This window comes from Amaricoccus sp. (assembly GCF_047602525.1).
Taxonomy (GTDB): domain Bacteria; phylum Pseudomonadota; class Alphaproteobacteria; order Rhodobacterales; family Rhodobacteraceae; genus Amaricoccus.
Genome location: NZ_JASGHB010000001.1, coordinates 1,064,412 through 1,090,097 on the forward strand (window position 1 = coordinate 1,064,412; position 25,686 = coordinate 1,090,097).

Annotated in this window: 22 protein-coding genes and 1 pseudogene; 15 read left to right on the forward strand and 8 right to left on the reverse strand. The window is 73.9% G+C overall.

What is annotated here, in order from left to right; all coding sequences use genetic code 11:
- Positions 1–20 precede the first annotated feature (20 nt).
- From QM699_RS05705 to QM699_RS05725, 5 genes and pseudogenes are all read left to right on the forward strand, one after another.
- A pseudogene (locus QM699_RS05705) lies at positions 21–474 on the forward strand (cytochrome c-type biogenesis protein).
- 58 nt (positions 475–532) lie between these two features.
- On the forward strand, positions 533–1,309 hold the full coding sequence (locus QM699_RS05710; protein WP_415010211.1) for an enoyl-CoA hydratase-related protein: 777 nt from the start codon (positions 533–535) through the stop codon (positions 1,307–1,309).
- Entirely contained in the window at positions 1,309–4,116 is a 2,808-nt protein-coding gene (locus QM699_RS05715) for a bifunctional [glutamine synthetase] adenylyltransferase/[glutamine synthetase]-adenylyl-L-tyrosine phosphorylase (protein WP_415010212.1), read from the forward strand. The genes QM699_RS05710 and QM699_RS05715 overlap by 1 nt, the downstream gene beginning before the upstream one ends.
- Before the next feature lie 118 nt (positions 4,117–4,234).
- Positions 4,235–5,137, forward strand: a complete 903-nt coding sequence (locus QM699_RS05720; RefSeq protein ID WP_415010213.1) for a histone deacetylase — start codon at positions 4,235–4,237, stop codon at positions 5,135–5,137.
- The gene (locus QM699_RS05725; RefSeq protein WP_415010214.1) at positions 5,134–5,388 is read left to right on the forward strand and encodes a hypothetical protein; all 255 of its coding nucleotides are present in this window, start codon (positions 5,134–5,136) and stop codon (positions 5,386–5,388) included. The genes QM699_RS05720 and QM699_RS05725 overlap by 4 nt, the downstream gene beginning before the upstream one ends.
- Before the next feature lie 25 nt (positions 5,389–5,413).
- Here the strand turns inward: QM699_RS05725 and QM699_RS05730 are convergent, their stop codons facing one another.
- Entirely contained in the window at positions 5,414–6,334 is a 921-nt protein-coding gene (locus QM699_RS05730) for an alpha/beta fold hydrolase (RefSeq protein WP_415010215.1), read from the reverse strand.
- A 123-nt stretch (positions 6,335–6,457) separates the two neighbouring features.
- Here QM699_RS05730 and QM699_RS05735 point away from each other — a divergent pair, with 123 nt between their 5' ends.
- On the forward strand, positions 6,458–7,801 hold the full coding sequence (locus tag QM699_RS05735) for a glutamine synthetase family protein (protein ID WP_415010216.1): 1,344 nt from the start codon (positions 6,458–6,460) through the stop codon (positions 7,799–7,801).
- A 259-nt stretch (positions 7,802–8,060) separates the two neighbouring features.
- Positions 8,061–9,338, forward strand: coding sequence for an NAD(P)/FAD-dependent oxidoreductase (locus tag QM699_RS05740; RefSeq protein WP_415010217.1), 1,278 nt, complete (start codon positions 8,061–8,063; stop codon positions 9,336–9,338).
- Positions 9,339–9,385: 47 nt separating this feature from the next.
- On the opposite strand, the gene QM699_RS05745 is transcribed toward QM699_RS05740, so the two are convergent.
- The 6 genes from QM699_RS05745 to QM699_RS05770 are packed head-to-tail and all read right to left on the reverse strand — an operon-like array spanning position 9,386 to position 16,759.
- Positions 9,386–11,620, reverse strand: a complete 2,235-nt coding sequence (locus tag QM699_RS05745) for a GumC family protein (protein WP_415010218.1) — start codon at positions 11,618–11,620, stop codon at positions 9,386–9,388.
- A complete protein-coding gene (locus QM699_RS05750) occupies positions 11,617–12,366 on the reverse strand; it encodes a sulfotransferase family protein (protein ID WP_415010219.1) in 750 nt (249 codons plus the stop codon). The genes QM699_RS05745 and QM699_RS05750 overlap by 4 nt, the downstream gene beginning before the upstream one ends.
- A complete protein-coding gene (locus QM699_RS05755) occupies positions 12,366–13,367 on the reverse strand; it encodes an acyltransferase family protein (protein ID WP_415010220.1) in 1,002 nt (333 codons plus the stop codon). Before QM699_RS05755 ends, QM699_RS05750 begins: the two co-directional genes overlap by 1 nt.
- The gene (locus tag QM699_RS05760; protein ID WP_415010221.1) at positions 13,364–14,785 is read right to left on the reverse strand and encodes an oligosaccharide flippase family protein; all 1,422 of its coding nucleotides are present in this window, start codon (positions 14,783–14,785) and stop codon (positions 13,364–13,366) included. The genes QM699_RS05755 and QM699_RS05760 overlap by 4 nt, the downstream gene beginning before the upstream one ends.
- 1 nt (position 14,786) lies before the next feature.
- Positions 14,787–15,683: a glycosyltransferase family 2 protein gene (locus QM699_RS05765; protein ID WP_415010222.1), complete on the reverse strand. Its 897-nt coding sequence runs from the start codon at positions 15,681–15,683 to the stop codon at positions 14,787–14,789.
- Entirely contained in the window at positions 15,662–16,759 is a 1,098-nt protein-coding gene (locus QM699_RS05770; RefSeq protein ID WP_415010223.1) for a glycosyltransferase family 4 protein, read from the reverse strand. The genes QM699_RS05765 and QM699_RS05770 overlap by 22 nt, the downstream gene beginning before the upstream one ends.
- Before the next feature lie 72 nt (positions 16,760–16,831).
- Here QM699_RS05770 and QM699_RS05775 point away from each other — a divergent pair, with 72 nt between their 5' ends.
- The 4 genes from QM699_RS05775 to QM699_RS05790 all read left to right on the forward strand — a co-directional run bounded on the left by QM699_RS05775 (position 16,832) and on the right by QM699_RS05790 (position 22,401).
- Complete coding sequence (locus QM699_RS05775) at positions 16,832–18,259, forward strand: hypothetical protein (protein ID WP_415010224.1); 1,428 nt, start codon at positions 16,832–16,834, stop codon at positions 18,257–18,259.
- 53 nt (positions 18,260–18,312) lie between these two features.
- Positions 18,313–20,037, forward strand: coding sequence for a hypothetical protein (locus QM699_RS05780; protein WP_415010225.1), 1,725 nt, complete (start codon positions 18,313–18,315; stop codon positions 20,035–20,037).
- Positions 20,038–20,212: 175 nt separating this feature from the next.
- Positions 20,213–21,511 (forward strand): NAD(P)/FAD-dependent oxidoreductase, encoded by a 1,299-nt coding sequence (locus QM699_RS05785; RefSeq protein WP_415010226.1) that lies wholly within the window; start codon positions 20,213–20,215, stop codon positions 21,509–21,511.
- A complete protein-coding gene (locus QM699_RS05790) occupies positions 21,511–22,401 on the forward strand; it encodes an EamA family transporter (RefSeq protein ID WP_415010227.1) in 891 nt (296 codons plus the stop codon). The genes QM699_RS05785 and QM699_RS05790 overlap by 1 nt, the downstream gene beginning before the upstream one ends.
- 9 nt (positions 22,402–22,410) lie before the next feature.
- Here the strand turns inward: QM699_RS05790 and QM699_RS05795 are convergent, their stop codons facing one another.
- Positions 22,411–23,349 (reverse strand): polyprenyl synthetase family protein, encoded by a 939-nt coding sequence (locus tag QM699_RS05795; protein ID WP_415012706.1) that lies wholly within the window; start codon positions 23,347–23,349, stop codon positions 22,411–22,413.
- A gap of 100 nt (positions 23,350–23,449) precedes the next feature.
- Between QM699_RS05795 and QM699_RS05800 the strand changes: the two genes are divergently transcribed.
- Genes QM699_RS05800 through QM699_RS05815 form a run of 4 tightly spaced genes read left to right on the forward strand, consistent with a single transcriptional unit; the run spans position 23,450 to position 25,613 of the window.
- Entirely contained in the window at positions 23,450–23,671 is a 222-nt protein-coding gene (locus tag QM699_RS05800) for a DUF2007 domain-containing protein (protein WP_415010228.1), read from the forward strand.
- Positions 23,668–24,453, forward strand: a complete 786-nt coding sequence (locus tag QM699_RS05805; RefSeq protein WP_415010229.1) for a tRNA1(Val) (adenine(37)-N6)-methyltransferase — start codon at positions 23,668–23,670, stop codon at positions 24,451–24,453. Before QM699_RS05800 ends, QM699_RS05805 begins: the two co-directional genes overlap by 4 nt.
- Positions 24,454–24,507: 54 nt before the next feature.
- Positions 24,508–25,383, forward strand: coding sequence for a DMT family transporter (locus QM699_RS05810; RefSeq protein WP_415010230.1), 876 nt, complete (start codon positions 24,508–24,510; stop codon positions 25,381–25,383).
- A gap of 59 nt (positions 25,384–25,442) precedes the next feature.
- The gene (locus QM699_RS05815) at positions 25,443–25,613 is read left to right on the forward strand and encodes a YdcH family protein (protein WP_415010231.1); all 171 of its coding nucleotides are present in this window, start codon (positions 25,443–25,445) and stop codon (positions 25,611–25,613) included.
- Positions 25,614–25,686: the final 73 nt, after the last annotated feature.

Below are 25,686 nucleotides of genomic sequence, written 5' to 3' on the forward strand. Positions count from 1 at the left end.
GGGTGTGGCGGTGGGCCGGCATCCGGTCCGCGCTGCTCGCGCTGCTTCTGCTGCTGCCGCTGGCGGCGCAGGCGATCCAGCCGGACGAGGTGCTGCCGGATCCGGCCATGGAGGCGCGCGCGCGGGCGATCACGCGCGAGCTCCCGGTGCGTCGTCTGCCAGTCTGAGTTGATCGACGAGTTGAACGCCGACATCGCCCGCGACCTGCGGCTCATGGTGCGCGAGCGGCTGGTGGCCGGGGACACCGACGGGCAGGTGCTCGACTATGTGGTCGACCGCTATGGCGAGTTCGTGCTGTTCCGCCCGCCGTTCTGGCGCAATCCGGCCCTGTGGCTGGCGGGCCCGGTGCTGTTCCTGCTCGGGGCGGGGCTCGCGTTCGGCTTCGTGCGGCGGCGGGCGGCGGCGCCGGTCGTGGCGCCGCCGCCGCTCAGTGCGGAGGAGAAGCGGCGTGTCGAGGAGATCTCGCGCGGCTGAACGGTGGTTTCCGAGCGCGCCGCCGACCGCTATCGTCGCGGGAAAACGCGGGGGGCGCATGGGCTTCGAGACGATCCTCTACGGCGTGACGGCGGACGTGGCGACGATCACCCTGAACCGGCCGGCGGTGCGCAACGGCCTGTCCTCGCCGATGCGCGCCGAGATCCGCGAGGCCGTGGAGCGCGCCGGCCGCGAGGCGCGGGTGCTGGTGCTGACCGGCGCGGGCCGCGCGTTCTGCTCCGGGCAGGATCTGGGCGCGGCGGCCGGCGTCGCGGCGCTCGACCTCGAGGCGACGCTCCGGGACGAGTACGAGCCGATGCTGATGGCGCTCTACGAGTGTCCGATCCCGACGATCGCGGCGGTGAACGGCGCGGCGGCAGGCGCAGGCGCGAACCTCGCGCTCGCCTGCGACGTGGTGATCGCGGCGCACTCCGCGGTGTTCGTGCAGGCGTTTGCGCGCATCGGCCTCATTCCCGACGCGGGCGGCACGTGGTGGCTGCCGCGGCAGGTGGGCTTTGCCCGCGCGATGGGGGCCGCGCTGTTCGCGGAGCCGGTCGGCGCGGAGGAGGCGGCGCGCTGGGGCATGATCTGGGCGACGGTGCCCGACGCGGACTTCGCGGCCGAAGTGGCGGCGCGGGCGGCGCAGCTCGCGGCGGGTCCGACGGCGGCCTACGCGCGGATCAAGCAGGCCCTGCGCGCGAGCCTCGGCAACGGGCTCGCCGAACAGCTCGCGCTCGAGGCGCGGCTGCAGGGCGAGGCGGGCCGGACGGAGGATTTCCCCGAGGGCGTGCGGGCATTCCTCGAGAAGCGCCCCGCGCGCTACCGGGGGCGGTGATGGGCAGTCTCGCATCCCGGATCGTGCGCGCCCCCCGGCCCCATGACGCAGCGGCGGCGGCGCGGGCTATCGAGGCGTTCGCCGACTTGGAGCCTGTGGCGCGCGAACTGCTGGCCGGGACTGCGGGCTGCTCGGGGTTTCTCGGCGGCCTGATGGAGCGCGAGGCGGCGTGGCTGCGCCGGGCGCTCGGCGAGCCGCCGGAGGCAATGCTGGCCGAGACACTGGCGGCGATGGAGGTCGAGGGGGTCGCGGCGCTCGGGCCGGCGGTGCGCGTGGCGCGGCGGCGGGTGGCGCTGCTCGTCGCGCTCGCCGATCTCGGCGGGGTCTGGGGGCTCGGCGAAGTCACGGGGGCGCTGAGCGCGCTTGCCGATCGCGCGACCGGGCTCGGGTTGTCGGCGCTGGTCGCGGAAGAGGCGGCGCGGGGCAGGCTGCCGGGGGTCGGCGTGGACGACGCCGAGGCGGGGGGCGTGTTCGTGCTCGGCATGGGCAAGCTCGGCGCCTTCGAGCTGAACTATTCCTCCGACATCGACCTCATCGTGCTGTTCGACGAGAGCCGGCACGACCCGGAGGACTACGCCGACCTGCGCAAGGGCTTCATCCGGGTGACGCAGCGGCTGGTGAAGCTGCTCTCGGAGGTGACGGAGGACGGCTATGTCTTTCGCACCGACCTGCGGCTGCGCCCCGACCCGTCCGTGACTCCGGTCTGCATCGCGAGCGAACCGGCGGAACACTACTATGAAAGCGTCGGACGGACGTGGGAACGCGCGGCCTATATCAAGGCGCGGCCGATCGCCGGCGCCGTTGCGGCGGGCGAGCGGTTTCTCGGCCGGCTGACGCCGTTCGTCTGGCGCAGGCACCTCGATTTCGCGGCGATCGAGGACGCGCACGACATGCGGCTGCGGATCCGGGCGCACAAGGGGCTGGGCGGCGCCCTGCAGGTGCCGGGGCACAACATCAAGCTCGGGCAGGGCGGCATCCGCGAGATCGAGTTCTTCACCCAGACACGGCAGCTGATCGTCGGCGGCCGCGACCCGGGGTTGCGCCAGCGCGCGACGCTGGCCGCGCTCGACGCGCTGGCGGGCAAGGGGTGGGTGGACCGCGAGGCGGCCGAGGTGCTGTCCGCGGCCTACGTGGCGCACCGCGAGGTCGAGCACCGGCTGCAGATGCTGGACGACGCGCAGACCCAGACCCTGCCCGAAGGCGACGAGGGCATGGGCCGGCTGGCGGCGTTCTGCGGCCTGACGCGCGAGGCGTTCGAGCGGGAGCTGACCGAGCGGCTGGAGACGGTGAAGGCGCTGACCGAGACGTTCTTCGAGGCCGAGCGGCGGCGGCCATCGGCCGAGGCGCCGGCGCCGGAGGAGATCTTTGCCGACCCCGAGGCCGCACTCGGTATCATCGCCGAGTGGCAGCGGCTGCCGGCGCTGCGCAGCGAGCGGGCGAGGGCGATCTTCAAGCGGCTGGAGCCGGGCCTCCTGCGGCGGATGGCGGGGGCGGCGAGCCCGGACTCGGCGCTGCGCTCGCTCGACGCGTTCCTGCGCCGGCTGCCGGCGGGGGTGCAGCTCTTCTCGCTGATGGAGGCGAACCCGTCGCTGCTCGACCTGCTCGTCGACATCTGCGGCACGGCGCCGGCACTGGCGCAGTATCTCGGCGCCAACGTCGGCGTGCTCGATGCCGTCATCAGCGCGGATTTCTACCGCCCGCTGCCGTCGGCCAGCGAGATGCGGGGCGATCTCGCGGCGCGCATCGCCGGGGCGGCGGACTACGAGGCGGCGCTGAACGCGGCGCGGGTGTGGATGAAGGAGCGGCATTTCCGCATCGGCGTCCTGCTGCTGCGCCAGCTGCTCGAGCCCGAGGAGGGCGCGGCGGCCTACTCGGCCGTGGCCGATGCGGTGATCGGCGCGCTGTGGCCGGCGGTGGTGGCGGAGTTCGCCCGCAAGCACGGCTCCCCCCCGGGAGCAGGGGCGGTGGTCGTCGCCATGGGCAAGCTCGGCAGCCGGGAGATGACGGTGAGTTCGGACCTTGATCTCATCATGATCTATGACGCGGAGGGGGCCGAGGGATCGGAGGGGCCGCGGCCGCTGGCGACGACGGTCTATTTCTCGCGGCTGACCCAGGCGCTGATCTCGGCCCTGACCGCGCCGATGCCGGAGGGGGTGCTCTACAAGGTCGACATGCGCCTGCGCCCGTCCGGCCGGTCGGGGCCGGTCGCGACCTCGCTCGCGGCCTTCCAGCGGTATCAGGCCGAGGATGCCTGGACCTGGGAGCACATGGCGCTGACGCGCGCGCGGGTGGTGGCCGGGCCGGCGGGGCTGGGCCAGGCGGCGACGGCGGCGATCCGGGCCGTGCTCGCCGGGCCGCACGAGGCGGCAAAGGTGCTGGCGGACGCGGCGGACATGCGCCGGCGCCTCGGCGAGGCGCACGAGGCGGCGGGGGGCAATCCGTGGGAGGTGAAGCTCGGGCCGGGGCGGATGATGGACATCGAGCTTCTGGCGCAGACGGGCGCGCTGGTCTGCGACCTCGGCAGCCAGAGGAGCCCGCGGCGGATGCTGGAGAAGCTCGGTGGCCTCGGCTGGATCGCACGCGAGGATGCCGCGATGCTGGCGGGATCGCTCGGTCGCCTCGCGGCGTTCCAGCAGGTGATGCGCCTCGCCAGCGATCACACGATGGACCCGGGCGACGGCGGCGCGGGGCTGGTGCGGCTGGTGCTGGCGGTGACGGGCGAGGACGACCTCGACACGCTCCGCCGCCGGTTCGTGACCGACGCGGCGCGGGCGGCGGCGATCATCGCCGCGCGGCTGGCTGGGTGAGGCGGCATGGCCGGGGGCGCCCGGTGGACCTGATGGCACCCGGATCGCAGTCGCGCGCGGCCGACGGGCTCCGTGCGAGGGGGAACGCCGGGACGGGGCCGGTGCGGGGGAGCGCGTGATGCTGCCGATCGTGTTTCATCCAGACTATCAGGCGCCGCTGCGGGCAAACCATCCGTTTCCGATGTCGAAGTACGGCTACCTTCGCGCGGCGCTGCTGGCCCGGCGCCTGCTGCCGGCGGCGGGCGGGTTCGTCGGGCCGGCGCCGGCGAGCGTCGCGGTGGTCGCGGCGGTGCACGATCGCGGCTATGTCGAGCGGGTGGCGGGCTGCCGGATGGCGCCGGATGAGGTCCGCGCGATCGGCCTGCCGGGGACCGAGGCCGTGGCGCGGCGGGCGTTCCTGTCCTCCGCGGGCACGCTGCTCGCGGCCCGGCTGGCGCTCGAGCACGGCATCGCCTGCAACATGGCCGGCGGCGCGCACCACGCGGGGCCGGAGGGCGGCGCGGGTTACTGCGTCTTCAACGACGTGGCGGTGGCAGCGCGCGCGCTGCTCGACGAGGGGCGGGTCCGCCGGGTGGCCGTCGTCGACGCGGACGTCCATCAGGGCGACGGGACGGCGCGGATCTTCGCGGGCGAGGAGCGGGTCTTCACGCTGTCGCTGCACGCCGAGCGGAACTATCCGGCGCGCAAGGCCAGCTCGACGCTGGACTTCCCGCTGCCGGACGGACTCGGGGATTCGGAGTATCTTCAGGTGTTGGAGCACGGGCTTCGGGCCGCGGAGAGCTTCGGGCCGGAGGTGGTGTTCTACAACGCCGGCGTCGACCCGCACGGGGGCGACCGGCTGGGGCGGCTCGCGCTCAGCGACTTCGGGCTGCGGGCGCGGGAGCGGATGGTGATCTGCTGGGCGCGGGCGCGCCGGGTGCCGGTGGTGGGCGTGCTCGGCGGCGGCTACGACGACGACCCCGAGCGGCTGGCCGGCCGGCACGCGATCCTGTTCGAGGAAGCGGCGCGGGTGGCGGCATGAAGGGCGACGATCCGGACGATCCGCGCGGGTTGATCCGCGAGGCCTATCGCATGGAGATCGGGCCGGCCGAGGCGCGCACGATCTTTCTCGACTGGGCGCTCGGTCTCGTCGCGGGCGACGGGCGCGCCGAGATCGCGCGGCTCCTCGCGCGCCACGGCGCTGCCGCGCCGGAGCACCCGATGACCGCGGTGCTGCGCGAGGGGCTGGAGCCGCCGCGGGACGGGCGGCCCCGGGCGCGGCGGCGGCGGTGACGGGCGTCAGGGGAAGTCGGGGGCGTCAGGGGAAATCGCTACGCGTGACGCCGAGGGCGATGTCGCCGGTGTCGGCCCAGACCCGCGGCGCCTGCCGGTCGCGGAACAGCCAGTGCCAGCCGCGCGGGTAAAGGATGTAGCGGGTGAGGCCGGGAATGGTGAGCGCCACCTGCTCCACGCTCTCCGGGCGAAGCACCTGATCCCGGGCGCCCATCATCACCACCGTCGGCAGGTGGACCGATGGCGCGGCTGCGGCGGCGCGGTCCATGAGCAGCACGAGGCCGTAGAGTTCGCGGCTCGACGGGTCGCCGAAGTGGCGCGGGTCGGCCGCGACGGTGCGGAGCGCGTCGAGGTCGTCGGTCGGCTGGATGCGCACCACGCCCTCGCCGGTCCAGCGCCGTTCCGGCAGCGCCGTGGCGAGCAGCCGCGCGGCGCCGCGCGCGACCTCGCCGAGCGCCTCGCCGCCGGCGATCGCCGGGCCGGCAAGCACGAGCCCGTCGGCATCGAGGCCCTGTCCGGCGGCGACGAGGGCGACCCCGCCGCCCATGGAATGCCCGACGACGGTCAGCGGCAGGTCGGGGAAGCGGCGGCGGAGCGCGTGCGCGTGGGCGCGGGCATCCGAGGCGAGCACATCGACGCCCGGCCAGTGCCGCCGGCTCGGATTGGAGCCGAAGCCGCGCTGGTCCGGGGCGAAGACGGCGATGCCGCGGGCCGTCCAGGCCGCGGCGGCGCGGCCGAAGGTGAGATCGCCGGCGTCGCCGTAGCCGTGCAGCGCGAGGATCACCGCTTTCGGCGCGCCCTCCGGCAGGAAGGCGTGCATGACGAGCCTGTCGTCGTCGGGCTGGCCGAGCGCCATCGGCCCGTCCGGCGACGCGGTGCAGGCGGCGGTGCAGGCGGCGGGCAGGCCAGCGGCGAACGCGAGGAAGCGGCGGCGGGAGACGGGCACGGGCAGGATCCCTGAAGCGCGTGGGTGGGTGGGTGGCGAGGGTAAGCGCTGGCGTGGCGCCGGGGCTTCACCTGATAGCGAGCGGATGCTAGCTCGTGGGACAGGGAACCGGGAGGCTCGATCTTGAATTCGCACGAGGCGTTGCGCTGGCTCGAGGCGCGGCCGGAGATCACCAGCCTGCGCGCGGCGGTCTGTGACCTGAACGGCATCCTGCGCGGCAAGCGGGTGCCGGTGGCGCAGGCGGGCAAGGTGCTCGAGGGCGCGACGCGCATGCCCTATTCCATCGCCTGCCTCGACATCTGGGGCGAGGACGTGGCGGGCAACCCGCTGGTGTTCCAGCAGGGCGACATCGACGGCCGCTGCGAGCCGACGGGACGCGGCTTCCTGCCGGTGAACTGGCTCGGGTCGCCCACGGCGCTGCTGCCGCTCTGGATGCTGGCAGAGGATGGCACGCCGTACCTCGGCGATCCGCGCCGGGCGCTCGCCGGGGTGTGCGAGCGGTATCGCGCGCTCGGGCTGACGCCGGTGGTGGCGACCGAGCTCGAGTTCTATCTCGTCGACACCACGGGCGAGGTGCCGACGCCGCCGAAGTCGCCGGTGACGCACAAGCTGCTCGACGGCGACGGGGCGCTGTCGATCGACGATCTCGACCACTTCGAGGCGTTCTTCACCGACGTCTATGCCGCCTGCGACGCCCACGACGTGCCGGTCGACTCGGCGATTTCCGAGAACGGCGGCGGGCAGTTCGAGATCAACCTGCTGCACGTGCCCGATCCGCTGAAGGCGGCGGACGATGCGCTTTACTTCAAGCGGTTCGTCAAGGGGATCGCGCGGAAGTACGAGCTGGCGGCGAGCTTCATGGCGAAGCCGTTCCTTGACCGGGCGGGCAACGGCTTTCACGTGCATTTCAGCCTGCTCGACCGCGAGGGGCGCAACGTCTTCGACAACGGCACGGCCGAGGGGTCGGAGGTGATGCGGCACGCGGTCGGGGGGCTGCTCGAGATGATGCGGGCCTCGGCGCTGATCTTCGCGCCGCATCGCAACTCCTATCGCCGGCTGACGCCGAATGCGCATGTCGCCTCGGATGTGTGCTGGGGCTACGAGACGCGGGCGGCGGCGGTGCGGATTCCGGGCGGGTCCAATGCGGCGCGGCGGATCGAGCACCGGGTGGCCGGGGCGGATGCCAATCCCTACCTGGTGCTGGCGACGATCCTCGGGGCGGCGCTCGACGGCATGGAGCGCCGGATCGAGCCGCCGGCGCCGATGGTGACGAGCGGGCAGGGCGGCGCGACGCTGCCGATCGACTGGAAGGCGGCGATCGAGGCGTTCGAGGCGAGCGAGGGCATCGCCGGGGTTTTCGCGCCGATCCTGCGCGACACCTTCGTCGGCATGAAGAAGCAGGAGCTGCAGGTGTTCTCGAAGCAGATCAGCCCGTTCGAGCACGAGACCTATCTCGAGACCGTCTGACCCCGGGGACGGCGGAGCGGGGGCATCGAGCCCCCGCCCCGCCGTCGCGGGCGGCACGCCCGCGGGTGCCCCGGGGCGGCGGTCGGCGAGCGGCCGTAGCGCGGGGACGCGGGCATTGCCCGCGATGCGGTGCGCGCGGTGCGCGCTGGTCTTTCTTTGCTGGTTTTCCGGCTGTGGCCGGAAAACGACTGCTCTCCAGGTTTCAAGGCCGTATGAAGACCTGAAGAAGGGCTGTGGGCGGCGGGAGCGGGGGTGAGAGGTGACGGAGTATCCGGGGAGCTATTATGCGGCGTCGGCGCATGCAGCGCCGGAGCGGCCCGCGTTCGAGGGAGAGCGGGCGGTCGAGGTCTGCATCGTCGGTGCCGGGTTCACCGGGCTCTCGGCGGCGATCGAGCTGGCCGAGCGCGGGCACGAGGTGATGGTGCTCGAGGCGGCGAAGGTCGGCTGGGGCGCCTCGGGGCGGAACGGCGGGCAGATCGTGAACGGCCTGAACGCGAGCCTCGAGACGATCGAGGGGCGGTATGGCCGCGGGACGGCGGATTTCGTCGCGACCGTGGTGCAGGAGGGCGGGCGGATCATCCGGGAGCGGGTGGCCCGCCACGGCATCGCCTGCGACCTCAAGGACGGCAACCTCTTCACCGCGTTCACCGCACGGCAGATGCGCGAGCTGGAGGCGAAGCAGGCGCTGTGGCGCGGGTACGGCATCGACAACTTCGAGCTGCTCGACGCGGCGGGCGTGCGGCGGCACGTCGGGAGCGATGCCTACGCCGGCGGGATGCTGGACCGGACGGGGGGCCACCTGCATCCGCTGAACCTGGCGCTGGGCGAGGCGGCGGCGGTGGAGCGGCTGGGCGGCGTGATCCACGAGGAGACCCCGGTGCTGCGGGTCGAGGACGCGGGCGGGCGGCCGGTGGTTCGGACGGCGCGCGGCGTGGTGCGGCCTGAGGTGCTGGTGCTGGCCGGGAACGCCTATCTCGGCGAGGTGGTGCCGGAGATCGCCGACCGGGTGATGCCGTTCTCGACCCAGGTGATGGCGACCGAGCCGCTGGGCGAGCGGGGGCGGGCGCTCTTGCCGACGGACGTCTGCGTCGAGGATGTGCGGTATGTGCTCGACTACTACCGCCTGTCGGCGGACGGACGGCTGCTCTGGGGCGGCGGGACGGTCTATGGCGGCACGGATCCGGCGGATATCCGGGCGAAGCTGGTGCCGAACATGGAGCGGATCTTCCCGGCGCTGCGCGGGGTGCGGATCGAGCATGCCTGGTCGGGGAACTGCGCGATCTCGTTCAGCCGGGTGCCGCAGATGGGGCGGCTCGGGAGCCGGACCTATTTCGCGCAGGGCTACAGCGGGCACGGGGTGGTGGGGAGCCACCTGTTCGGGCGGATCCTCGGCGAGGCGGTGGACGGCGACCGATCGCGCTTCGACGTGTTCGAGCGGGTCCCGTGGATCCCGTTCCCGGGGGGGCGACGGTTCGCGGTGCCGTACTCTGTGCTCGGGTCGTGGTGGTATGGCCTGCGCGACCGGCTGGGCGTCTAGCAGTTTTCAGACCGTCGTCGCGGCAGCCGTTTCCCGGGCGGCCGGGGTCAGTTGGCGTAGTAGTCGCGATAGCGGCCGCGGTAGTAGACGTAGCCGTCGAAGGAGCTGCGCGCGGCCTTGTGCTCGTTCAGCAGGGTGACGACCACGCCGGCGATCGGGGCGTCGACCGTCTCGAGTTCACGCAGGCCCTCGATCACCGCGCCGCGCGGCGTGCCGGCCCAGCGGGCGCAGTAGACCACCGCGTCGCAGAGCGTCGAGAGGATGCGCGCGTCCGAGACGACGAGTGTCGGCGGCGTGTCGAGGATCACGAGGTCGTAGCGCTCCGAGAGCGTCCCGAGCAGTGTCGCGAAGCGGCTCGAGGCGAGCACGTCGGCGGCGTTCAGCCAGCTGCGCGTCTCTTCCGGCCGCGCGAGCAGGGCGTGCAGCCCGGTCACGGGATCATGGAACACCGCCTCGTCGAGCGTCGCGGTGCCGTCGAGCACCGAGAGCAGCCCGAGGCGGTGGGCGCCGGGGCGCAGCGTGGCGGTGGCCGGCGAGCGGCGCAGGTCGCAGTCGACGACGACGGCCGTGCGGCCCATCTGGATGCTGGCGAGCGCGGTCAGGAGCGCGGTGACGGTCTTGCCCTCCTGCGGCACGGTGGAGGTGAACATCACCACGCGCGGCGGGTGGTCGAGGTTCGAGTGCAGCAGACTGGTGCGCAGGTTGCGTACCGCCTCGGCGAGCGAGGAGTTCGGCCGCTCGGACAGGCGCGCCAGCACTTCGGCCCGGCTGCGGCCGGTGCCGATCGAGGGGATCGTCGCGAGCACCGGCCGGCCTGTCACCAGCTCGACCTGCTGCGGCGCCCGGAACGTGGCGTCGAGGAGGTCGAGCACCAGCGCGAGCACCGCGCCCGCCGCAAGGCCGACGAGGCCCGCGAGCGCCACGACGAGCAGCCGGCGGCTCTGATCCGGGGCGAGTGGCGGGTCGGCGGGCGACAGGACGCGGGCGTTCGGCGCCTGCAGGTCGACCTGTTCGCCGGCTTCCTTCAGGCGGTTCAGCATCGTCTCGTAGATCAGCCGGTCGGCGTCGGCCTCGCGCTCGAGCTGGCGCAGGCGCAGGTCTTCGCGCGACTGGCCGAGGGTCTTGGTCTCGAGGCTGCGCACGGCTGCGCCGAGCGAGGCCTCCTCGGCATGGGCCGAGTCGGCGTCGAGGCCGGCGGCGTCGACGAGTGCTGCGGCCTCGGCCTGCATCTTGGCGCGGGTCGCGGCGAGTTCGGCCGTGAGAGCGCTGCGCGACGGGTGCCGGGGCGAGAGGCCGGCGAGGCGGGTGGCGAGGTCGGCCTCGGTCTCGCGCAGGGCGACGATCGGCGCGGCGTCGCGGAATTCGTTCACCGAGGCGAGGTCAGTCCCGGCGGCGAGTGCCTCGGCTAGACGGCGGTGGCGCGCATCGGCCTGCGCCGAGCGGCCGCGCGCCGCGGCCAGCGCCTCGTTGAGCGTGGCGAGCTGCTGCTCGGAGATGTCGAGGCCCTGCCCGGACTGGTCGCTCAGCTCGGCGCGGGCCGCCTCGACCGCGTCTTCCGCCGCCTGGACCTTGGCGCGCGCGTCCTCGACCCGGGTCGCGAGCCACTCCGTCGCGCGGCGCGTCGTGTCGGTCTTGGCCGAAAGCTGGTCGAGGAGGTACTGCCCGGCGATGGCGTTGGAGATGGCCGCCGCGGTCTCGGGCCTGCCGGCGGTGACGGCGATCTCGATCACCCGGGTGCCCTCGATCGGCCGGAGGGTGAGCGCGTCGAGCACGGCGCCGGTGACGAGCTGCCGCTGGCGCACGACCGGGTCGGGCGCCGGTGCCGCGGCGTCCGGAGCGACGCGGAGCGCGAGGCGGGCGAGCCAGTCGGGCGGGGTGAGCCCATCGAGCCAGGCCGCGAGGCGGCCGGGTTCGCGCAGCGCGGGGTTGAATTCCGGGTCGGCGGCGAGGCCGAGCTCGGCCACCACCGCGTTGAGGAGGCTGGTCGAGCGCAGCACCTCGACCTCGTTCTGCAGGGTGTCCTTGCTGAACGCCGGGTCGGCGAGGATGTCCTTGAGGTCGATGACGTTGGGCTTTTCCGCGGCGAACATCACCCGCGCGGTGGCGGTGTAGCGGTCGGGCAGGCGCGCGGTCAGCACGAAGGCGGCGGCGGCGGCGAGCAGGCCCGCGAGCAGGATCATCCAGCGGCCGCGCCAGAGCCGGGCGGCGAGTTCGCGCAGGCCGACGAGGTCGTCCTCGTCCTCGGGCGGGTGGAGGCGGATCGGCGGGCGGTCGTGCTTCAAGGCTCGCTCCGGTCGAGGAAGGCCGCACGGGCGGCGGTGGCGGCGGCGAGTTCCTGCGCCGAGAGGCCGGCGTGGCGCGGCCGGGGCGCGGCCGCCGCGATCGTCGTCCAGCCCGCGGCGAGCGGGTCGCCGGCGCCGGGGCGGGTCGGGGACGCGCGGTAGGCGTTGGTGAGCGGCCGCTCGAGCGCGAGGAAGCCGGTAAGCCGGGCGAGCGCCGCGTCGGGATCCGCGATCAGCGTCTCGTGGCGCAGCGCGAGGCGGCGCTCGGGCGGAAAGCCGTCCCAGAGCGCGGCGAGCCGGGCGAGGCGGGTGGTGTAGTAGGCCGCCGCGCTGGCCGGATCGGGGTACTCGCGGTTGCCGAGCGAGGCGAAGAGCGCGAGGATCGAGGCGATCGACGGTTCCGGCGCCCGGGTGAGGAAGATGGCGCGGCCGGCGAAGAAGGCCGGCGGGACGCCGGCATCCAGATGGTCGTGCAGCACCTTGTCGAACAGGTGGCGCGCCGCCGGCTTCCAGCGGCCCGCGCCGATCTGGTTCAGCACCAGCCGGCCGGGCGCGGAGGGAGCGCCGTGGTCCACGTGGCTCTCGCCGTAGCCGGAGATTTCGGGATGCGCGCAGAGCACGTTCGAGAGCGCGGTGGAGCCGCAGCGCATGTGCCCGAGCAGGAAGAGGCAGCGGTCGTGCCGGGCGTGCGGCGCGAGGCCGAGGCCGGTGCCGGCGAGGCGCTTGGCGAAGGCGGGGACGGGCATCAGGACCACCCGAGCAGGCGGGAGAGGCGAAGCCGCTCGGCGGCGGCCGCGGCCGCGAGCGGCAGGAGCAGTCCCGCGGGGATCACCAGGGCGAGGAGCAGGCCGCGGTCGGTGACGCCGGCGTGGACGAGCACGATGCGCAGGGCGGCGAGGACCAGGATGTGGGTGAGGAAGATCGGCAGGGTGCGACGGCCGAGCGCCGCGAGCGGCGGGCCGAGGGCGGTGCGGGCGAGGGCATCGCCGGCGGCGAGCACGAGGAGGATGCCGCCCGCGGCGGCGGGAAGGTAGCGCAGTTCGGCCGCGGGGTAGCCGGTGAGCGGCGCCGCGGCGGCGAGGGCCGCGAAGACGGCGCCGCTGGCGAGGAGTGCCGCGGCGGCGACCTGGATCGCCGGGCGGGTTGCCTGCCGGCGCACCGTTTCGGCCTCGAGCGTGGTGGCGATCAGGAACAGGCCGGCGAAGCGCAGGTAGGGCAGGAGCCAGGCGTCGAGCAGTGAGCCGGCGACGACCAGGGCGGCGCCGATGCCGCGGGTGGCCGCCGCCGGAAGCGGGCGAAGCAGGCGGGCGGTCGCGAGGGCGGCGGCCAGCACGTAGAGAAACCACATGACCGAGGGCGGCGCCCAGAGGACGCGGAGCGGGTTTGCCAGCGCGACACGGGTGTTGGTGAGGTCGCTGAAGCCGGCGTGGAAGCCGAGCAGGATCAGGCTCCAGAGCAGGTAGGGCCAGGCGAAGCGGGTGGCGAGGCGGCGCGCGAAGGCGGCGGGCGGCTCGGTGAGCGCCGTTCGGGCGAGCAGGCCGGAGAGGAAGAAGAACAGCGGCATGTGCACGGCGTAGATCAGCACGAGGGCGAAGCGGCCGGCCGGCGTCTCGCCGAGCGCCCGCTCGACGCCGATGAGCGCGTGGCCGGCGACGACGAGGGTGATGCCGAGGGCGCGGGCGATGTCGAGGTCGGCGGCGCGGCGGGCGGGGAGGAGCACGCGGGCGGGGTCGGCGAGGGCGGTCATGGCGTCGGGGCCCCCGCGGTGCGCAGCAGCTCGGCGGCGAGGTCGGGGCGGCAGAGGCGGAGGAACCCGGCCCAGAGCGCGGCGCCGGTCGCGACCTGCAGCGCGAGCGTCGCCGGGGCAGGGCCGGTGGCGGCCAGCGGCAGGGCGAGGGCCATGGCGGCGGTGGCGGCGATGGTGGAGGCGGCGGGCAGGAGGCGCGCGGGCGGGGCGATCGGGCGGAGGAGGAACAGGGTTGCCGCGGCGCCGAGGCCCGCGGTGCCGACCTGGGCGAGGGCGACCGCGGTGAGGCCGTGGCGGCCGGCGGCGAGGGTGGCGACGAGCCCGGTCGCGGCGAGGAGGCCCGCGAGGCGGGGCAGTGCGCGGGTCCGGCCGTGGCTGGCGAGGACCGGGGCGGCGAGCGTGACGGGGACGGCGAGCAGGCGGGCGAGGGCGAGCCAGGCGAGGATCGGCGCGGCGCCGCCCCACGTCGGGCCGAGCACGGTCTCGACGAGCGGGTGCGCGGTGAGGGCGAGGCCGGCGAAGACCGGGACAGTGAGCACGAAGGCCCGGTCGAACAGCGTCGCGACCGCATCGGGAGACAGGGGGCCGCGACCGGCGAGGGCCGACCACGCGAAGACGCGGGTGGTTTCGGTCACGACCTCGGCGACGGCGCCGGCGATGCGGGCGGCGATGCGGTAGAGCGCGACGGCCGCGGGTCCGAGGACGAAGCCGACGACGATGTCGGCGCCGGAGGTGCCGGCGAGACCGGCGAGCGAGGCGAGCGTGACGTGGCCCGAGACCGGCAGGAGCGGCCGGGCACGGCCGAGGTCGAAGGCGAGGGCGCAGGCACCGCTGGCGTGCGCGAGGCCCGCGGCGAGGACGGCGGCCCGCAGCACCCGGGCGGCGGCGAGGGCGAGGATGCCCCAGCCGAGCGTGAGGAGCAGGGCGGCGGCGGCCGACTGGACGATCTCGGCGGCGAGGAGCGGCCGGGCGGCGCGGTCGGGGGCACCGTCGCGAAGCAGGGTCCCCTCCCAGACCGCCGCGGCGCCGAGCGGCAGGACCGAGAGGCCGAGGAGCGCGAGCGCGGGCGCGAGGCCGGGGGTGGCGGAGAGATGCGGCGCGGCGAGGGCGGCGGCGAGCGCGACGGGCTGGGCCGCGAGGCCGGCGGCGAGGGCGACGGCAAGGATCGTCGGCGTCGCCTCACCGGTCAGGTCGAGCAGCACCGCCTCGCGCCAGCCGGCGCGCACCAGCAGTCGAAGCAGCTCGATTGCCGCGAAGGCGAGCACGAAGCTGCCGAGTGTCTCGGGGGCGAGGGCGCGGCCGCCGAGCACGAGGAGGACGAGGCCGCTGGCCTGGGGCGCGACGCGGGCGGCGACGACCCAGCCGCCGACGCGGAGCGCCGAGCGGCGCGGGGCGGCGCGCGCCGCTTCGGGCGCCACCTCAGAGCCTCAGGACGTGCTCGGGGTCGAGCTGGCCGGAAAGAGCGTGGACGAGGGCGAGCCAGTTGCCGCGCACCCGGCCGCGGCGGTCGACCCACGGCTCGGGCGACAGCGCGTGCAGGTGGTTCGCGAGCAGGTTCTTCGCGATCAGCCGGGCGGAGCGGAACGGGCGCATCGACCCCTTGCGGGCAAGGTAGACCGGATTGGCCACCTGGGAATAGCCGAGGCGCAGGCCGGGCGTCCTGCCGGATTTGACGCCGCAGTGCACGCCGCCGAACGCGTGGGTGAGCACGAGCCGGCCGTGTGGCCGGAGGCGCGCGGCGAAGTCCACGTCCTCCTGCCAGCCATAGAGCGGCAGGCGTTCGTCGAAGCGGGTCGTACCGATCGCGCCGGCGCGGAACGCCATGTTGCAGCCATAGAGCCCGTCGAGCTCGGCGCGGGGCCGCAGGTCGGCGGGACCGGCGGCATCGGCGGCGTCGACCAGATGCTCGGCCTCGGCGAGCGGGATGCCGGCGGACGAGACGCCGTCGGCGATCACGCGCCCGGTGGCGCCCACCACGTCGGGCCAGGCGAGAAACACCCGCTGGATGCCTTCGAGCGCGTGGCACGACGGCACGAAGTCGTCGTCGAAGAACGCGACGATCTCGCAGTCGCCGAGCACCCGCTCGAGCGCCCGGTTGCGTTGCGCGGCGAGGCCGGCCCCCCCGGTGATGACCTCGACGTCGGGCGGCAGCTCCGGCGGCAGGTCGGCGCTGTCGGCGACGGAGTAGATCAGCCGGTCGGGGCGCCGGGTCTGGACCGCCAGCCGCTCGCCGAAGCGGGCGAGGCAGTCGGGGCGGCCGCGGCTGGCGACGATGAGGGCGAGGCGCGGCGGCATCATCGGGCGGGATCCGGACATTCGGCCTCCAGGATTGCGAGGACGGCCTCCGCCGCGCGGTGCCAGGTGAAGGCACGGGCGTGGTCGCGGCCGGCGGCGCCGCGGGCGCGGGCCTCGTCGGGATCGGCGGCCAGGCGGAGGATTGCGGCGGCCCAGGCGGCGGGATCGTCCGCCGGGGCACGGATCGCGGCGGTGCCGCAGGTCTCGGGCAGGGCGCCGAGCGGCGCGATGATCGCCGGCGTCCCGAGCCGCATGGCCTCGAGCGGCGGCAGCCCGAACCCTTCGGTGGTCGACGGGCAGAGCTGGCAGAGCGCCGCGCCGAGCAGGGCGCGCAGCTCTGCGTCCGAGACGGCGCCGGCAAAGATCACGTTGGCCGGGACCGGCGCGGCGAACGCCTCCGCCCGGGCGGCGCCCGTCAGGACGAGGTGCAGGTGTGCGAGTTCGGGCCGGGCGAAGGCGCGGAGCAGGAGGCCGACGTTCTTGTGCGCCTGGCTGTTCGCGAGCGCGCAGGCGTAGCTGCCGGGCGCCACGCCGAGGCGGTCGAAGATGCTGCGATCCGGCGCGGGACGCAGGATGTGGTCGACGCCGTTCGGCACGACGGTGATGCGCCCGGTGGAAGCGACGCCGTGGCGGGCCAGTTCAGCCGCCGCGAAGCGCGAGACGGTGAGGATGCGCCGGTGGCGGCGGCCGATCAGCGGCAGGCTGGCCATGTACCAGCGCCGAAAGCCCGCGGAATAGGACGCGGGGCTGATGAAGACCTGCGCGTCGTGGATCATGGTGATCGCGTTGCGGGCGAGGACCGGGCCCTGGTTGCCGAGGCCGAGGATCAGCCGTCCGCGCGCGGCGAGGGGCAGCGCCGCCTGCTCCCAGAGCTGCGGCGTGCCGCCCGCGGGCGAGAGCCGGGGCAGGGGCGCGTAGCCGCGTTCGGGCAGCAGGTGGTCGAGCGCGCGCAGCAGTTCGGCGGCGACCCGGCGGACGCCGCCCTCGCCGGTGGCGAGCACCCGGGCGTTGACGGCGACGGGCAGCACGCGCGGCCCGGGCACGTCGTCGAGGAGGTCGAGAAGGGGTGTGGCGGCGGTCAACACGATGGCCGCCATTGGCGGCAATTTTGGTTAACACAACCATAACGTCTGGCGCGCATCTCTGTGGCCGAAGGCCGAGGGAGAGCGATGACGCTGCTGCCGATCGTGGGATTCTGGGCGCTGGCGCTCTGGGGCTTCGCCGGGGCGGGCGGCCGCCGGCTGGTCACGCTGCACCTCGCGCTGCTGCCGTTCGGATCGCTCGCGGTGCTGCCCGCGTCGGCGAGCGGCGGCCTCGCGCTCACGCCCGCGCCGATGCTCGGGGCGCTGCTGGTGCTGCGCTGCGCGCTGACCCGGGGCGGGCTCGCCGGAATGGCCCGGCTGGCGCTGGCGCCGCGGGGGATGCTGCTGCTCGCGGCCTATGCGGTGGTGGCGGTGGTGGCGACGGCGTTCCTGCCACGGCTCTTCGCCGGGACGATCGTCATGCCGTGGCGCGGCGAGGTTCTGGCGCCGACGCCGCTGGCGCCATCGGCGCAGAACGCCTCGCAACTCGCCTACCTGCTGATCTCGATCCTCGTCGCGATCGCCTATGGCCGGCTGCTGGCCCAGCCCGGCATGCGCCAGCACGCGCTCCGGGCGCTGGCGCTCGGCGGCGCGGTGGCGGTGGCGACCGGGCTGCTCGATCTCGCCACCGCCGTCATGCCGGTGGCGCCCCTGCTCGCGCCGTTCCGCACGGCGGCCTATGCGCTGCACGTCAGCCACGTGATCCTCGGCACCAAGCGCGTCGTCGGGCTGATGCCCGAGGCGGCGGCCTTCGGCCTGCTTTGCGTCGGCTACCTGTCGCTGCTCTATTTCCTGCGCCGGGCGCTGCCCGACGGATGGCTGCGCCGGCGGGGCATGCCGGCGCTGATGCTGGGGCTGCTCGCCAGCATCGCTCTCTCGACATCGACGGCGGCCTATGCCGGGCTCTCGGTGCTCGGCGCGGCGGCGGCGGCGGAATGGGGCTGGCGCGCCGTGACGCTGCGCCGGCGGGAGCCGGGCCGGCGCGGGCTCGCGCCCGAGGCGTGGGCGGCGATCGGCGGGCTGGCGGCACTGGCGGCGGTCTTCGCCGTGCTGCCGCACCTGCTCGATCCGGTGGCTGCACTGCTCGAGGCGACGGTGGTCGAGAAGGCGGCCTCCGCATCGTTCGCCGAGCGCAGCGCCTGGACCGAGGTGTCGTGGCGGGCGTTCCTCGCCACCGGCGGCCTCGGGCTCGGCGTCGGCTCGACCAGGGTCTCGACCTCGGTCGTGGGGGTTCTGGCCGGAACGGGGGTGCTCGGCGCCGGGCTCTACTACGGCTTCATCCTGCGCACGCTCACCCGCCGCGCGCTGCCGCGCGACCCGGAGGCGCGCCTGCTGCTCGGGGGGGTGCGCTGGGCCTGGCTGGCGCCCTTCGCCAGCAGCCTGCTGACGGGCATCGGCGCCGACTTCGGGCCGTTTCTCGCCGTCCTCTTCGGCCTCGGGGTGGCGGTGAGCGACTGGCGGGCGGGAGCGCGCGCCGCTCCGCGCCTCGCCGCAACTCCGGCGGGCTGCCCGTAGGGTCGCGCGCCAGGAGGGCGCCCGCCCGGGTGCCGCAGCGGAGGCTTCGGTCCATGGCTACACGGTTGAAGGTGCAGGCGCTGAACGCGATCTGCGTGGCGAAGGGGGGCGTGGGCGGGCACCGGCTGACCATCGCCGCGCTCAACGAGTGGGCGGTGCTCGCGGGCGGCACCGGCGGTCACCGCCGCGGCCTGAGCGCGCTCAACGAGATTAGCCAGCGTCTCGGCGGGACCGGGGGTCATGCGCTGGTCATGGCGGCGCTGAACGCGATCTCCGGTCGCCTCGGCGGCGGCACCTACCGCGGCAGCGTCGCCGTCCTCGACGCGATCGGCGCGAAGCTCGCCGGAGGGACGACCACGCCGACCACGCCGACGACTCCCACGACCCCGACGACTCCCACCACGCCGACGACCCCCACCACGCCCACCACGCCGGTGGACACGGGGAACGACGATCCGGTGCCGATCTACGTGTTCGGCGACTCGAATTCCGATCCGCTCTACTCGCAGGGCTCGTGGATCTACCGCACGATGGCCAAGCTCGACGGCCGGTTCTTCTCGCCGCCGGGGGCGAACTTCGGCTCGGCGGGCAAGAACGCGAACTGGGCGTGGCGCCAGATCCCGTTCCTGCAGTCGCTGACCAAGGCGTGGGGCAAGGGCGTGGTCTGGTATCACCACGGCAGCAACTATTCCGTCACCGCGGCGAGCGAGGCGAAGGCGGTCGTCGATGCGGCCAAGGCGCTCGGGCACAAGGTGGTCTGGATCATCCCGGGCAGCTGGACCTCGAACCTCGGCGAGCTGCTGCCCGCGGCGGCGGCCTATTCCGGCGATGCCGCGGTGCGGGTGATTCGCGGCGACCTTCTGCTGCTCGACCGGATGGCGCAGACCACCGACGGGCTGCATTTCACCGAAGCCGGCGATCTCATCGTGCGCGATGCGCTGCTGCCGGTGATGGCCGAGCTCTATCCGGCGCGGTCGGTCACCTACCTGTCGCGGAACGCGCTCAGCCCGATCGCGATGACCGGATCGACCGGCACGCTGACGGCGCCGGCGACCGGACAGCTGCCGGCGGGCTGGCTCGGCGCGCGGGCGTCGGGCGACGGGGCGGTGAGCTTCGCCTGCGTGACCGAGGGTGGCCAGCCGGCGGTGGAGGTCACGGTCTCGGCGGTGGCGAGCGCCACGACGGCGATCCTGAAGGTGCCCTCGCCGGGCCTGGCGCTGGCGCTGGTGGCCGGCGACTACGTGGACGGCACCTTCTCGGCGCGGCAGGTCTCGGGCACGCTCGACAAGCTCGACATGCTGAACTTCACCACCCGCATCGGCTGTACCGGCGATCCGAGCGACGAGGTGGGTTCGGGCAACTGGCGCGCGGCCGGGTACATCCTGCCGAAGACCGCCGCCGCGGCGGCGCAGGCGGTCGACCTCGAGATCCGGGTGCAGCCGGGGCTCTCGACCGTGGTGCGGATCTGGGACGTGGCGGTCTGGAAGCGCACGGTGCCGGACTACGCGCCGATCGCCGACCGGGGCAGCGCGCCGACGATCGCCGACGCCGTCGTCGGCAATGCCTGCGCCGTCGCGGTCGGGACGTGGTTCGCCAAGCCGCAGGCGATCACCTGGAGCTACCAGTGGCAGGTGAACGGCGCCGACGTGGCCGGCGCGACGGCCGCGAGCTACACGCCGACCGTGGCCGGCGCCGTGCTGACCTGCGCCGTCACCGGGACGAACACCGCCGGGTCTTCGACCTGGCTGACCCAGCCGAAGGCGGTGACGGCGGCCTGACCCTGACGGGACGACCGATCCCGGGCCATCCGATCCCGGGCCATCCGATCCCGGGCCATCCGATCCCGGGCCATCCGATCCCGGGGCAGTCATCCTCGGGGTTGCCGCGGGGCGGATCCCGGGACTAGACGGAGGGAAGCCGAGCACCGGCTTCCCGCCAATCCGAAGGCCACGATTGCCCCGCCTCGACCTTCTCACCGCGAACGATCGGCCGGGCGCCTATCCAGAAAGCTGGTACGCCGCCACGACGCCGCTGTTGCCGCCGTTCCCCGCGCTGGCGGGGGCGGTCGAGGCGGACGTCTGCGTGGTCGGCGGCGGCTATACCGGGCTCTCCGCGGCGTTGCACCTCGCCGAGTGCGGTTTCGACGTGGCGCTCGTCGAGGCGAGCCGCGTCGGGTCCGGTGCTTCCGGGCGCAACGGCGGGCAGGTGCATTCCGGCCAGCGGCAGGATCAGGACTGGCTCGAGGGCCGGCTCGGGCCGGCCGCGGCGCGCACGCTCTGGGATCTGGCCGAGGAGGCGAAGGCGCTGGTGCGCGGCCTTGTGGCGCGGCACGGCATCGACTGCGACCTGCGCGACGGCATCGTCGCGGCGGCGCACCGGGCCGCATACGTGCCGGCGTACCACGCGGAGGCGGCGAAACTCGCGCAGGTGTACGGGTACGACCGCGTCGAGCCGCTCGACGCGGCGGGCATCCGCGACCTGCTCGGGACGGCGGCCTACCATGGCGGCTCTCTCGACCGCGGGGCGGCGCATCTGCACCCGCTCGCCTATGCCATCGGGCTGGCGCGTGCCGCGGACGCGGCCGGGGTGCGGATTTTCGAGACGAGCCGCGTGACGGCGATCGGAGCCGGCGCGCGGCCGGAAGTGCGCACGGCCGATGGCGCAGTGCGGGCGCGCTTCGTCGTGCTGGCGGCCAACGGCTATGTCGGCCACCTCGTGCCGGCGGTCTCGGCGCGGGTGATGCCGATCAACAACTTCATCGTCGCCACCGCGCCGCTGGAGCGGATGCCGCTCGCCGAGCCGGTGGCGGTGGCCGACTCGCGCTTCGTCGTCACCTACTATCGTCCGTCGGCCGACGGGCGGCTGCTTTTCGGCGGCGGCGAGAGCTATGGCTGGCGTTTCCCCGCGGACATCCGCGCGCTGGTGCGGCCGCGGCTTGCGGCGATCTATCCCGACCTTGCCGACGTGGCGCTCGACTATGCCTGGGGCGGGACGCTGGCGATCACCGTCAACCGGATGCCGGCGTTCCAGCGCCTTGCCCCCAACGTCCTGTCGGCCTCGGGCTATTCCGGGCACGGCGTGGCGATGGCGACTCTCGCGGGCAAGCTGCTGGCCGAGGCGGTGGCCGGAACGGCGGAGCGTTTCGACGTCTTCGCCCGCATCCCGCAGCCGGCGTTTCCGGGTGGCGCTGCGATGCGCTGGCCGCTGCTCGTGCTGGCGATGACGTGGTACGCCCTGCGAGACCGGCTCTGATGCCGCTCTGGGCGCTGATCTCCGTCGCCGCGGCCTTTCTCCAGAACGCGCGAACCGCCCTGCAGAAGACGCTGACCCCGCGGGTCGGGATCATCGGTGCCACCTATGCGCGGTTCCTGTTCGCCGCGCCGTGGGCGGTGGCGCTGGTGGCGGCGCTGCTCTGGCACAGCGGCACGGGGCTGCCGGCGATCGGTCCGGCGTTCATCGGCTGGGCGATGGTCGGCGCGGTGGCGCAGATCGCGGGGATGCTGCTCCTGCTCCACCTCTTCAGCCTCCGGAACTACGCCGTCGGCAACACCTTCGCCCGCACCGAGACGGTGCAGTCGGCGCTGTTCGGGCTGGTGCTGCTTGGCGACCGCCTGCACGGCCTCGCGGTCGCCGGGATCCTCGTCAGCCTTGCGGGGCTGATGCTGCTCTCGGCCTCGCGCGGCTTCACGGGCGGGGCGATGAACGCGACGGCGGCGCTGGGGCTTGCCTGCGGCGCGGCCTTCGCCCTCGCGGCGATCGGCTATCGCGCGGCCTCGCTGGCGCTGCCCGAGACCGGCGAGCTGCTGATCCGGCCCGCCGTCACGCTCGCCTGCGTCACCATCGTCCAGTCGGTCATGCTGACGTTCTGGTTGTGGTGGCGGGGCGGGGGCGGGGTCGCCGCGGTGCTGCGCGAGTGGCGGCTCGAGTCGATGGTGGGCGCGGCCGGGATGCTGGCCTCGCTCGGCTGGTTCACCGCCTTCACGCTGGTGCCGGTGGCACAGGTCAAGGCGGTGGGTCAGGTCGAGCTGGTGTTCAACTGGCTGACGGCGCGCTTCGCCTTCGGTGAGCGGCCGAGCGCGCGTGAGACGATCGCGATCGCGCTGGTCTGCGCGGGGATCGTGCTGCTGGTGCTCGGAGGGTGACGGGGCGGGTCAGGCCGCGCGGGACACCACGAAATCCGCCAGCGCCTCGAGCTGGTCGCGCAGCGGGTGCGGCGGCAGCGAGGCGAGCGCGGTGCGGGCGCGCGCGGCGTACGCCAGCGCCGTCTCGTGCGCGCTCTCCAGCGCCCGGTGCCGGGCCATCAGCGCCAGCGCCTGCGCGAGGTCGCCGTCGTGCTGGTCGCCGCGGGCGATGGTGCGGATCCAGAACGCCCGGTCGGTGTCGCCGCCGGCGGCGATCGCCCGGATCACCGGCAGGGTGAGCTTGCGCTCGCGGAAGTCGTCGCCCGCGTTCTTGCCGAGCCGGGCGGAGCGGCCGCCGTAGTCGAGCACATCGTCGGTGATCTGGAACGCCAGACCAAGGGCGTCGCCATAGGCGGCGAGGGCTGCCGCCTGCTCCTCGTGCGCACCGGCGACCTCGGCCCCGGCTTCGGTCGCGGCGGAGAACAGCGCCGCGGTCTTGCCGCGGATCACCTTCAGATACGTGGCCTCGCTGGTGTCGATGTTCGAGGCGGCGGAGAGCTGCAGCACCTCGCCCTCGGCAATGACGGCGGAGGCGTTCGCCAGGATGTCGAGCACGCGCAGCGAGCCGATCTCGACCATCAGCTGGAACGAGCGGGCAAAGAGATAGTCGCCGACCAGCACGCTCGACTTGTTGTCCCACAGCAGGTTGGCGGTCGGCCGGCCGCGCCGCCGCTCGCTCTCGTCGACCACATCGTCGTGCAGCAGCGTGGCGGTGTGAATGAATTCGACCGCCGCGGCGAGGTTCAGGTGATGCGTGCCGGAGTAGCCGCAGAGCTGCGCCGCCGCGAGGGTCAGGAGCGGGCGCAGCCGCTTGCCGCCGGCCTCGACCAGATGCGCCGTGACCTCCGGGATGCGCGGGGCATGCTCGCTCGCCATGCGGGTGCGGATGAGTGCGTTCACCGACTCCATGTCGTCGGCGAGCGCCGCGGTCAGCGCCTCGAGCGGGGACGACTCCGCGCCGCTCGCTTGGCCCTCGACCTCGCGGGGGGTGGCCTCTACGTTGGGTCTCATGCGGGAACTCCTGCGCACCAACGACCCGACAGTGATCGCCTTCAGCACCGCTCTGTTGCGGGCCGAGGATATAGACTGCTTTGTTCTGGACGTCCACATGAGCGTACTCGAAGGCTCGATCGGCCTCCTGCCCCGCCGGGTGATGGTGGCCGAGCCGGACCTGTTCCGGGCGCGGGCGATCCTGCGGGACAACGACGTGGGCGAGTACCTCTCGGAATGAGCCCGGGCGAGACGGGAGAGCTGACCCGCGACGGCTTTCTCGGCGGGCGTCTGGCGATCTGGCAGCCGCGGGACGGGTATCGCGCGGCAATTGACCCGGTGCTGCTGGCGGCCTTCGTGCCGGCCGCCCCGGGCGAGCGGGTGCTCGACCTCGGGTGCGGCGCGGGCACCGCCGCGCTCTGCCTCGGGCGCCGGGTTCCGGGGCTCGATCTGCACGGGCTGGAGCTGCAACCGGCCTATGCGGCGCTCGCCCGGACCAACGCGGCGGAGAACGGCATCGCGCTGACGGTTCACGAGGGAGACCTCGCCCGGCCCCCGGCCGAGCTTCGGGCGGCGAGCTTCGACCACGTGATGATGAACCCGCCGTACCATCCGGCCGACAGCGTGCCGGCCCGGGATGTCGGCCGCGACACCGCACACCGGGAGGGCGAGTCGACGCTCGACCGCTGGCTCGACGCCGGCTTGCGCAGGCTGCGGCCGGGCGGGCGGCTCGCCATCGTCCACGCGCCGGCCCGGCTCGGCGAGATCCTCGGCGCGCTGGCCGGGCGCGCGGGCAGTGTCGATCTGCTGCCCGTGGCGCCGCGTGCGGGGCAGCCGGCACGGCGCGTGCTCGTCTCCGCCCGAAAGAACCGGGGCGCGGACCTGCGCGTTTGGCCGCCGTTTACCTTGCACGAAGAGGGTTCCCACACCCCCCCCGTGAACCGATATACTCGTGACGCGTCTATCGTGTTGCGCGAGGCCGGGGGGCTGTGGCGGGACGGGCGTGTCGGGGTGGCGACTTAACCCGTTCTTAACCACGATCCCCGGCTTTGGTCTCAGGTCTCCGGGGAGCGCGAGATGAATGCCGGTGTCGTCTTTCTCGTCGTGGCAATGCTGTTGACGCCCGCCGTCGACGGCGTGGCCAAGACGCTCTCGGCAGACCACTCGCCGATGATGATCGCCTTTGTCCGCTATCTCTCGGCCGGGCTGATTGCACTCGCCGTGGCGCGCGCGGGCGGCCGGCGGATCGAGGTGGCGCGCGACGACCGGCTGGGGCAGGTGGCGCGCACGGCGCTCATCATGGCCGCGATGACCGCGCTCATCACCGCCCTCGGCATGGTGCCGATGGCCAAGGCGGTGGGCGGCTTCCTCATCGCCCCGATCGTCTCCGGCCTGCTCGGAATTCTCGTCTGGCGCGAGTCGCCGACCCTGCCGCGACTCGCGGGCTCCGGGCTCAGCTGCTGTGGCGCCGCGATCCTGATGCGGCCCGAGGCGGGCATCGAGCCCGGCTCGGTGTTCGCGCTGGCCGGCGGTGCCTTGCTCGGCACCTATCTCGCGGCGACTCGCGGCGCGCGCAGCCAGACCGACGCGCTCTCGACGCTCGCGGTGCAATCGCTCCTCGGCTCCGCGATGCTGGCGCCGTTTGCGCTCTCCGGCGGCCTGCCCGCGCTGACGCCGGCGCTGCTCACCGGGGCGCTGATGCTCGGCGGCATTTCCGCCGCCTGCCATTTCCTCACCGTCGCCGCCTACCAGCGGGCCGACGCGGCGCAGCTTGCGCCGTTCCTCTACTTCAACCTCATCACCGCGATGACAGTCGGATTCGTCTGGTTTGGCGAGACGATAAGCCCGAGCGCGATGCTGGGCCTCGTCGCGATCGCGCTCGGCGGTCTGGTCACGCTGGTCGACCCGGCGCGGGTGCGCGCGCTCGCGCCAATGCGACTGCGGTTCACGTGACAGACGTGTGAATCCATGGTCTACTGTTTTTGTTGGCACCAACCGACCAGGAGGTAAGCATGGCCATGAGTTCTCACCTCAGCGAGCTGCGGAAGAAGCACCAGGCGCTTTCCGTGGAGATCGAGGAGGAACAGAAAAGGCCCTCCAGCGACGACTTCGCCATCAAGCAGCTGAAGCTCAAGAAGCTGCATCTCAAGGAAGAGATCGAGCGGCTGGCCATCCAGGCCTAAGTCCTGATTCCGGCGCTCCGCACCGGCCTCGGCCGCCGGGCGGGGCGCCGCCAAGCCGGCCGGCTGACGGAGT

Excerpts from the sequence above, each read along its gene's own strand:
- QM699_RS05770 (WP_415010223.1), bottom strand. The coding sequence starts at position 16,759 with ATGGCGGCCATCGTGTTGACCGCCGCCACACCCCTTCTCGACCTCCTC.
- QM699_RS05790 (WP_415010227.1), top strand. The coding sequence starts at position 21,511 with ATGCCGCTCTGGGCGCTGATCTCCGTCGCCGCGGCCTTTCTCCAGAAC.
- QM699_RS05755 (WP_415010220.1), bottom strand. The coding sequence starts at position 13,367 with ATGACCGCCCTCGCCGACCCCGCCCGCGTGCTCCTCCCCGCCCGCCGC.
- QM699_RS05780 (WP_415010225.1), top strand. The coding sequence starts at position 18,313 with ATGGCTACACGGTTGAAGGTGCAGGCGCTGAACGCGATCTGCGTGGCG.
- QM699_RS05720 (WP_415010213.1), top strand. The coding sequence starts at position 4,235 with ATGCTGCCGATCGTGTTTCATCCAGACTATCAGGCGCCGCTGCGGGCA.
- QM699_RS05800 (WP_415010228.1), top strand. The coding sequence starts at position 23,450 with ATGCGGGAACTCCTGCGCACCAACGACCCGACAGTGATCGCCTTCAGC.
- QM699_RS05725 (WP_415010214.1), top strand. The coding sequence starts at position 5,134 with ATGAAGGGCGACGATCCGGACGATCCGCGCGGGTTGATCCGCGAGGCC.
- QM699_RS05815 (WP_415010231.1), top strand. The coding sequence starts at position 25,443 with ATGGCCATGAGTTCTCACCTCAGCGAGCTGCGGAAGAAGCACCAGGCG.
- QM699_RS05810 (WP_415010230.1), top strand. The coding sequence starts at position 24,508 with ATGAATGCCGGTGTCGTCTTTCTCGTCGTGGCAATGCTGTTGACGCCC.
- QM699_RS05710 (WP_415010211.1), top strand. The coding sequence starts at position 533 with ATGGGCTTCGAGACGATCCTCTACGGCGTGACGGCGGACGTGGCGACG.
- QM699_RS05795 (WP_415012706.1), bottom strand. The coding sequence starts at position 23,349 with ATGGAGTCGGTGAACGCACTCATCCGCACCCGCATGGCGAGCGAGCAT.
- QM699_RS05750 (WP_415010219.1), bottom strand. The coding sequence starts at position 12,366 with ATGCCCGTCCCCGCCTTCGCCAAGCGCCTCGCCGGCACCGGCCTCGGC.
- QM699_RS05765 (WP_415010222.1), bottom strand. The coding sequence starts at position 15,683 with ATGTCCGGATCCCGCCCGATGATGCCGCCGCGCCTCGCCCTCATCGTC.
- QM699_RS05715 (WP_415010212.1), top strand. The coding sequence starts at position 1,309 with ATGGGCAGTCTCGCATCCCGGATCGTGCGCGCCCCCCGGCCCCATGAC.
- QM699_RS05805 (WP_415010229.1), top strand. The coding sequence starts at position 23,668 with ATGAGCCCGGGCGAGACGGGAGAGCTGACCCGCGACGGCTTTCTCGGC.
- QM699_RS05775 (WP_415010224.1), top strand. The coding sequence starts at position 16,832 with ATGACGCTGCTGCCGATCGTGGGATTCTGGGCGCTGGCGCTCTGGGGC.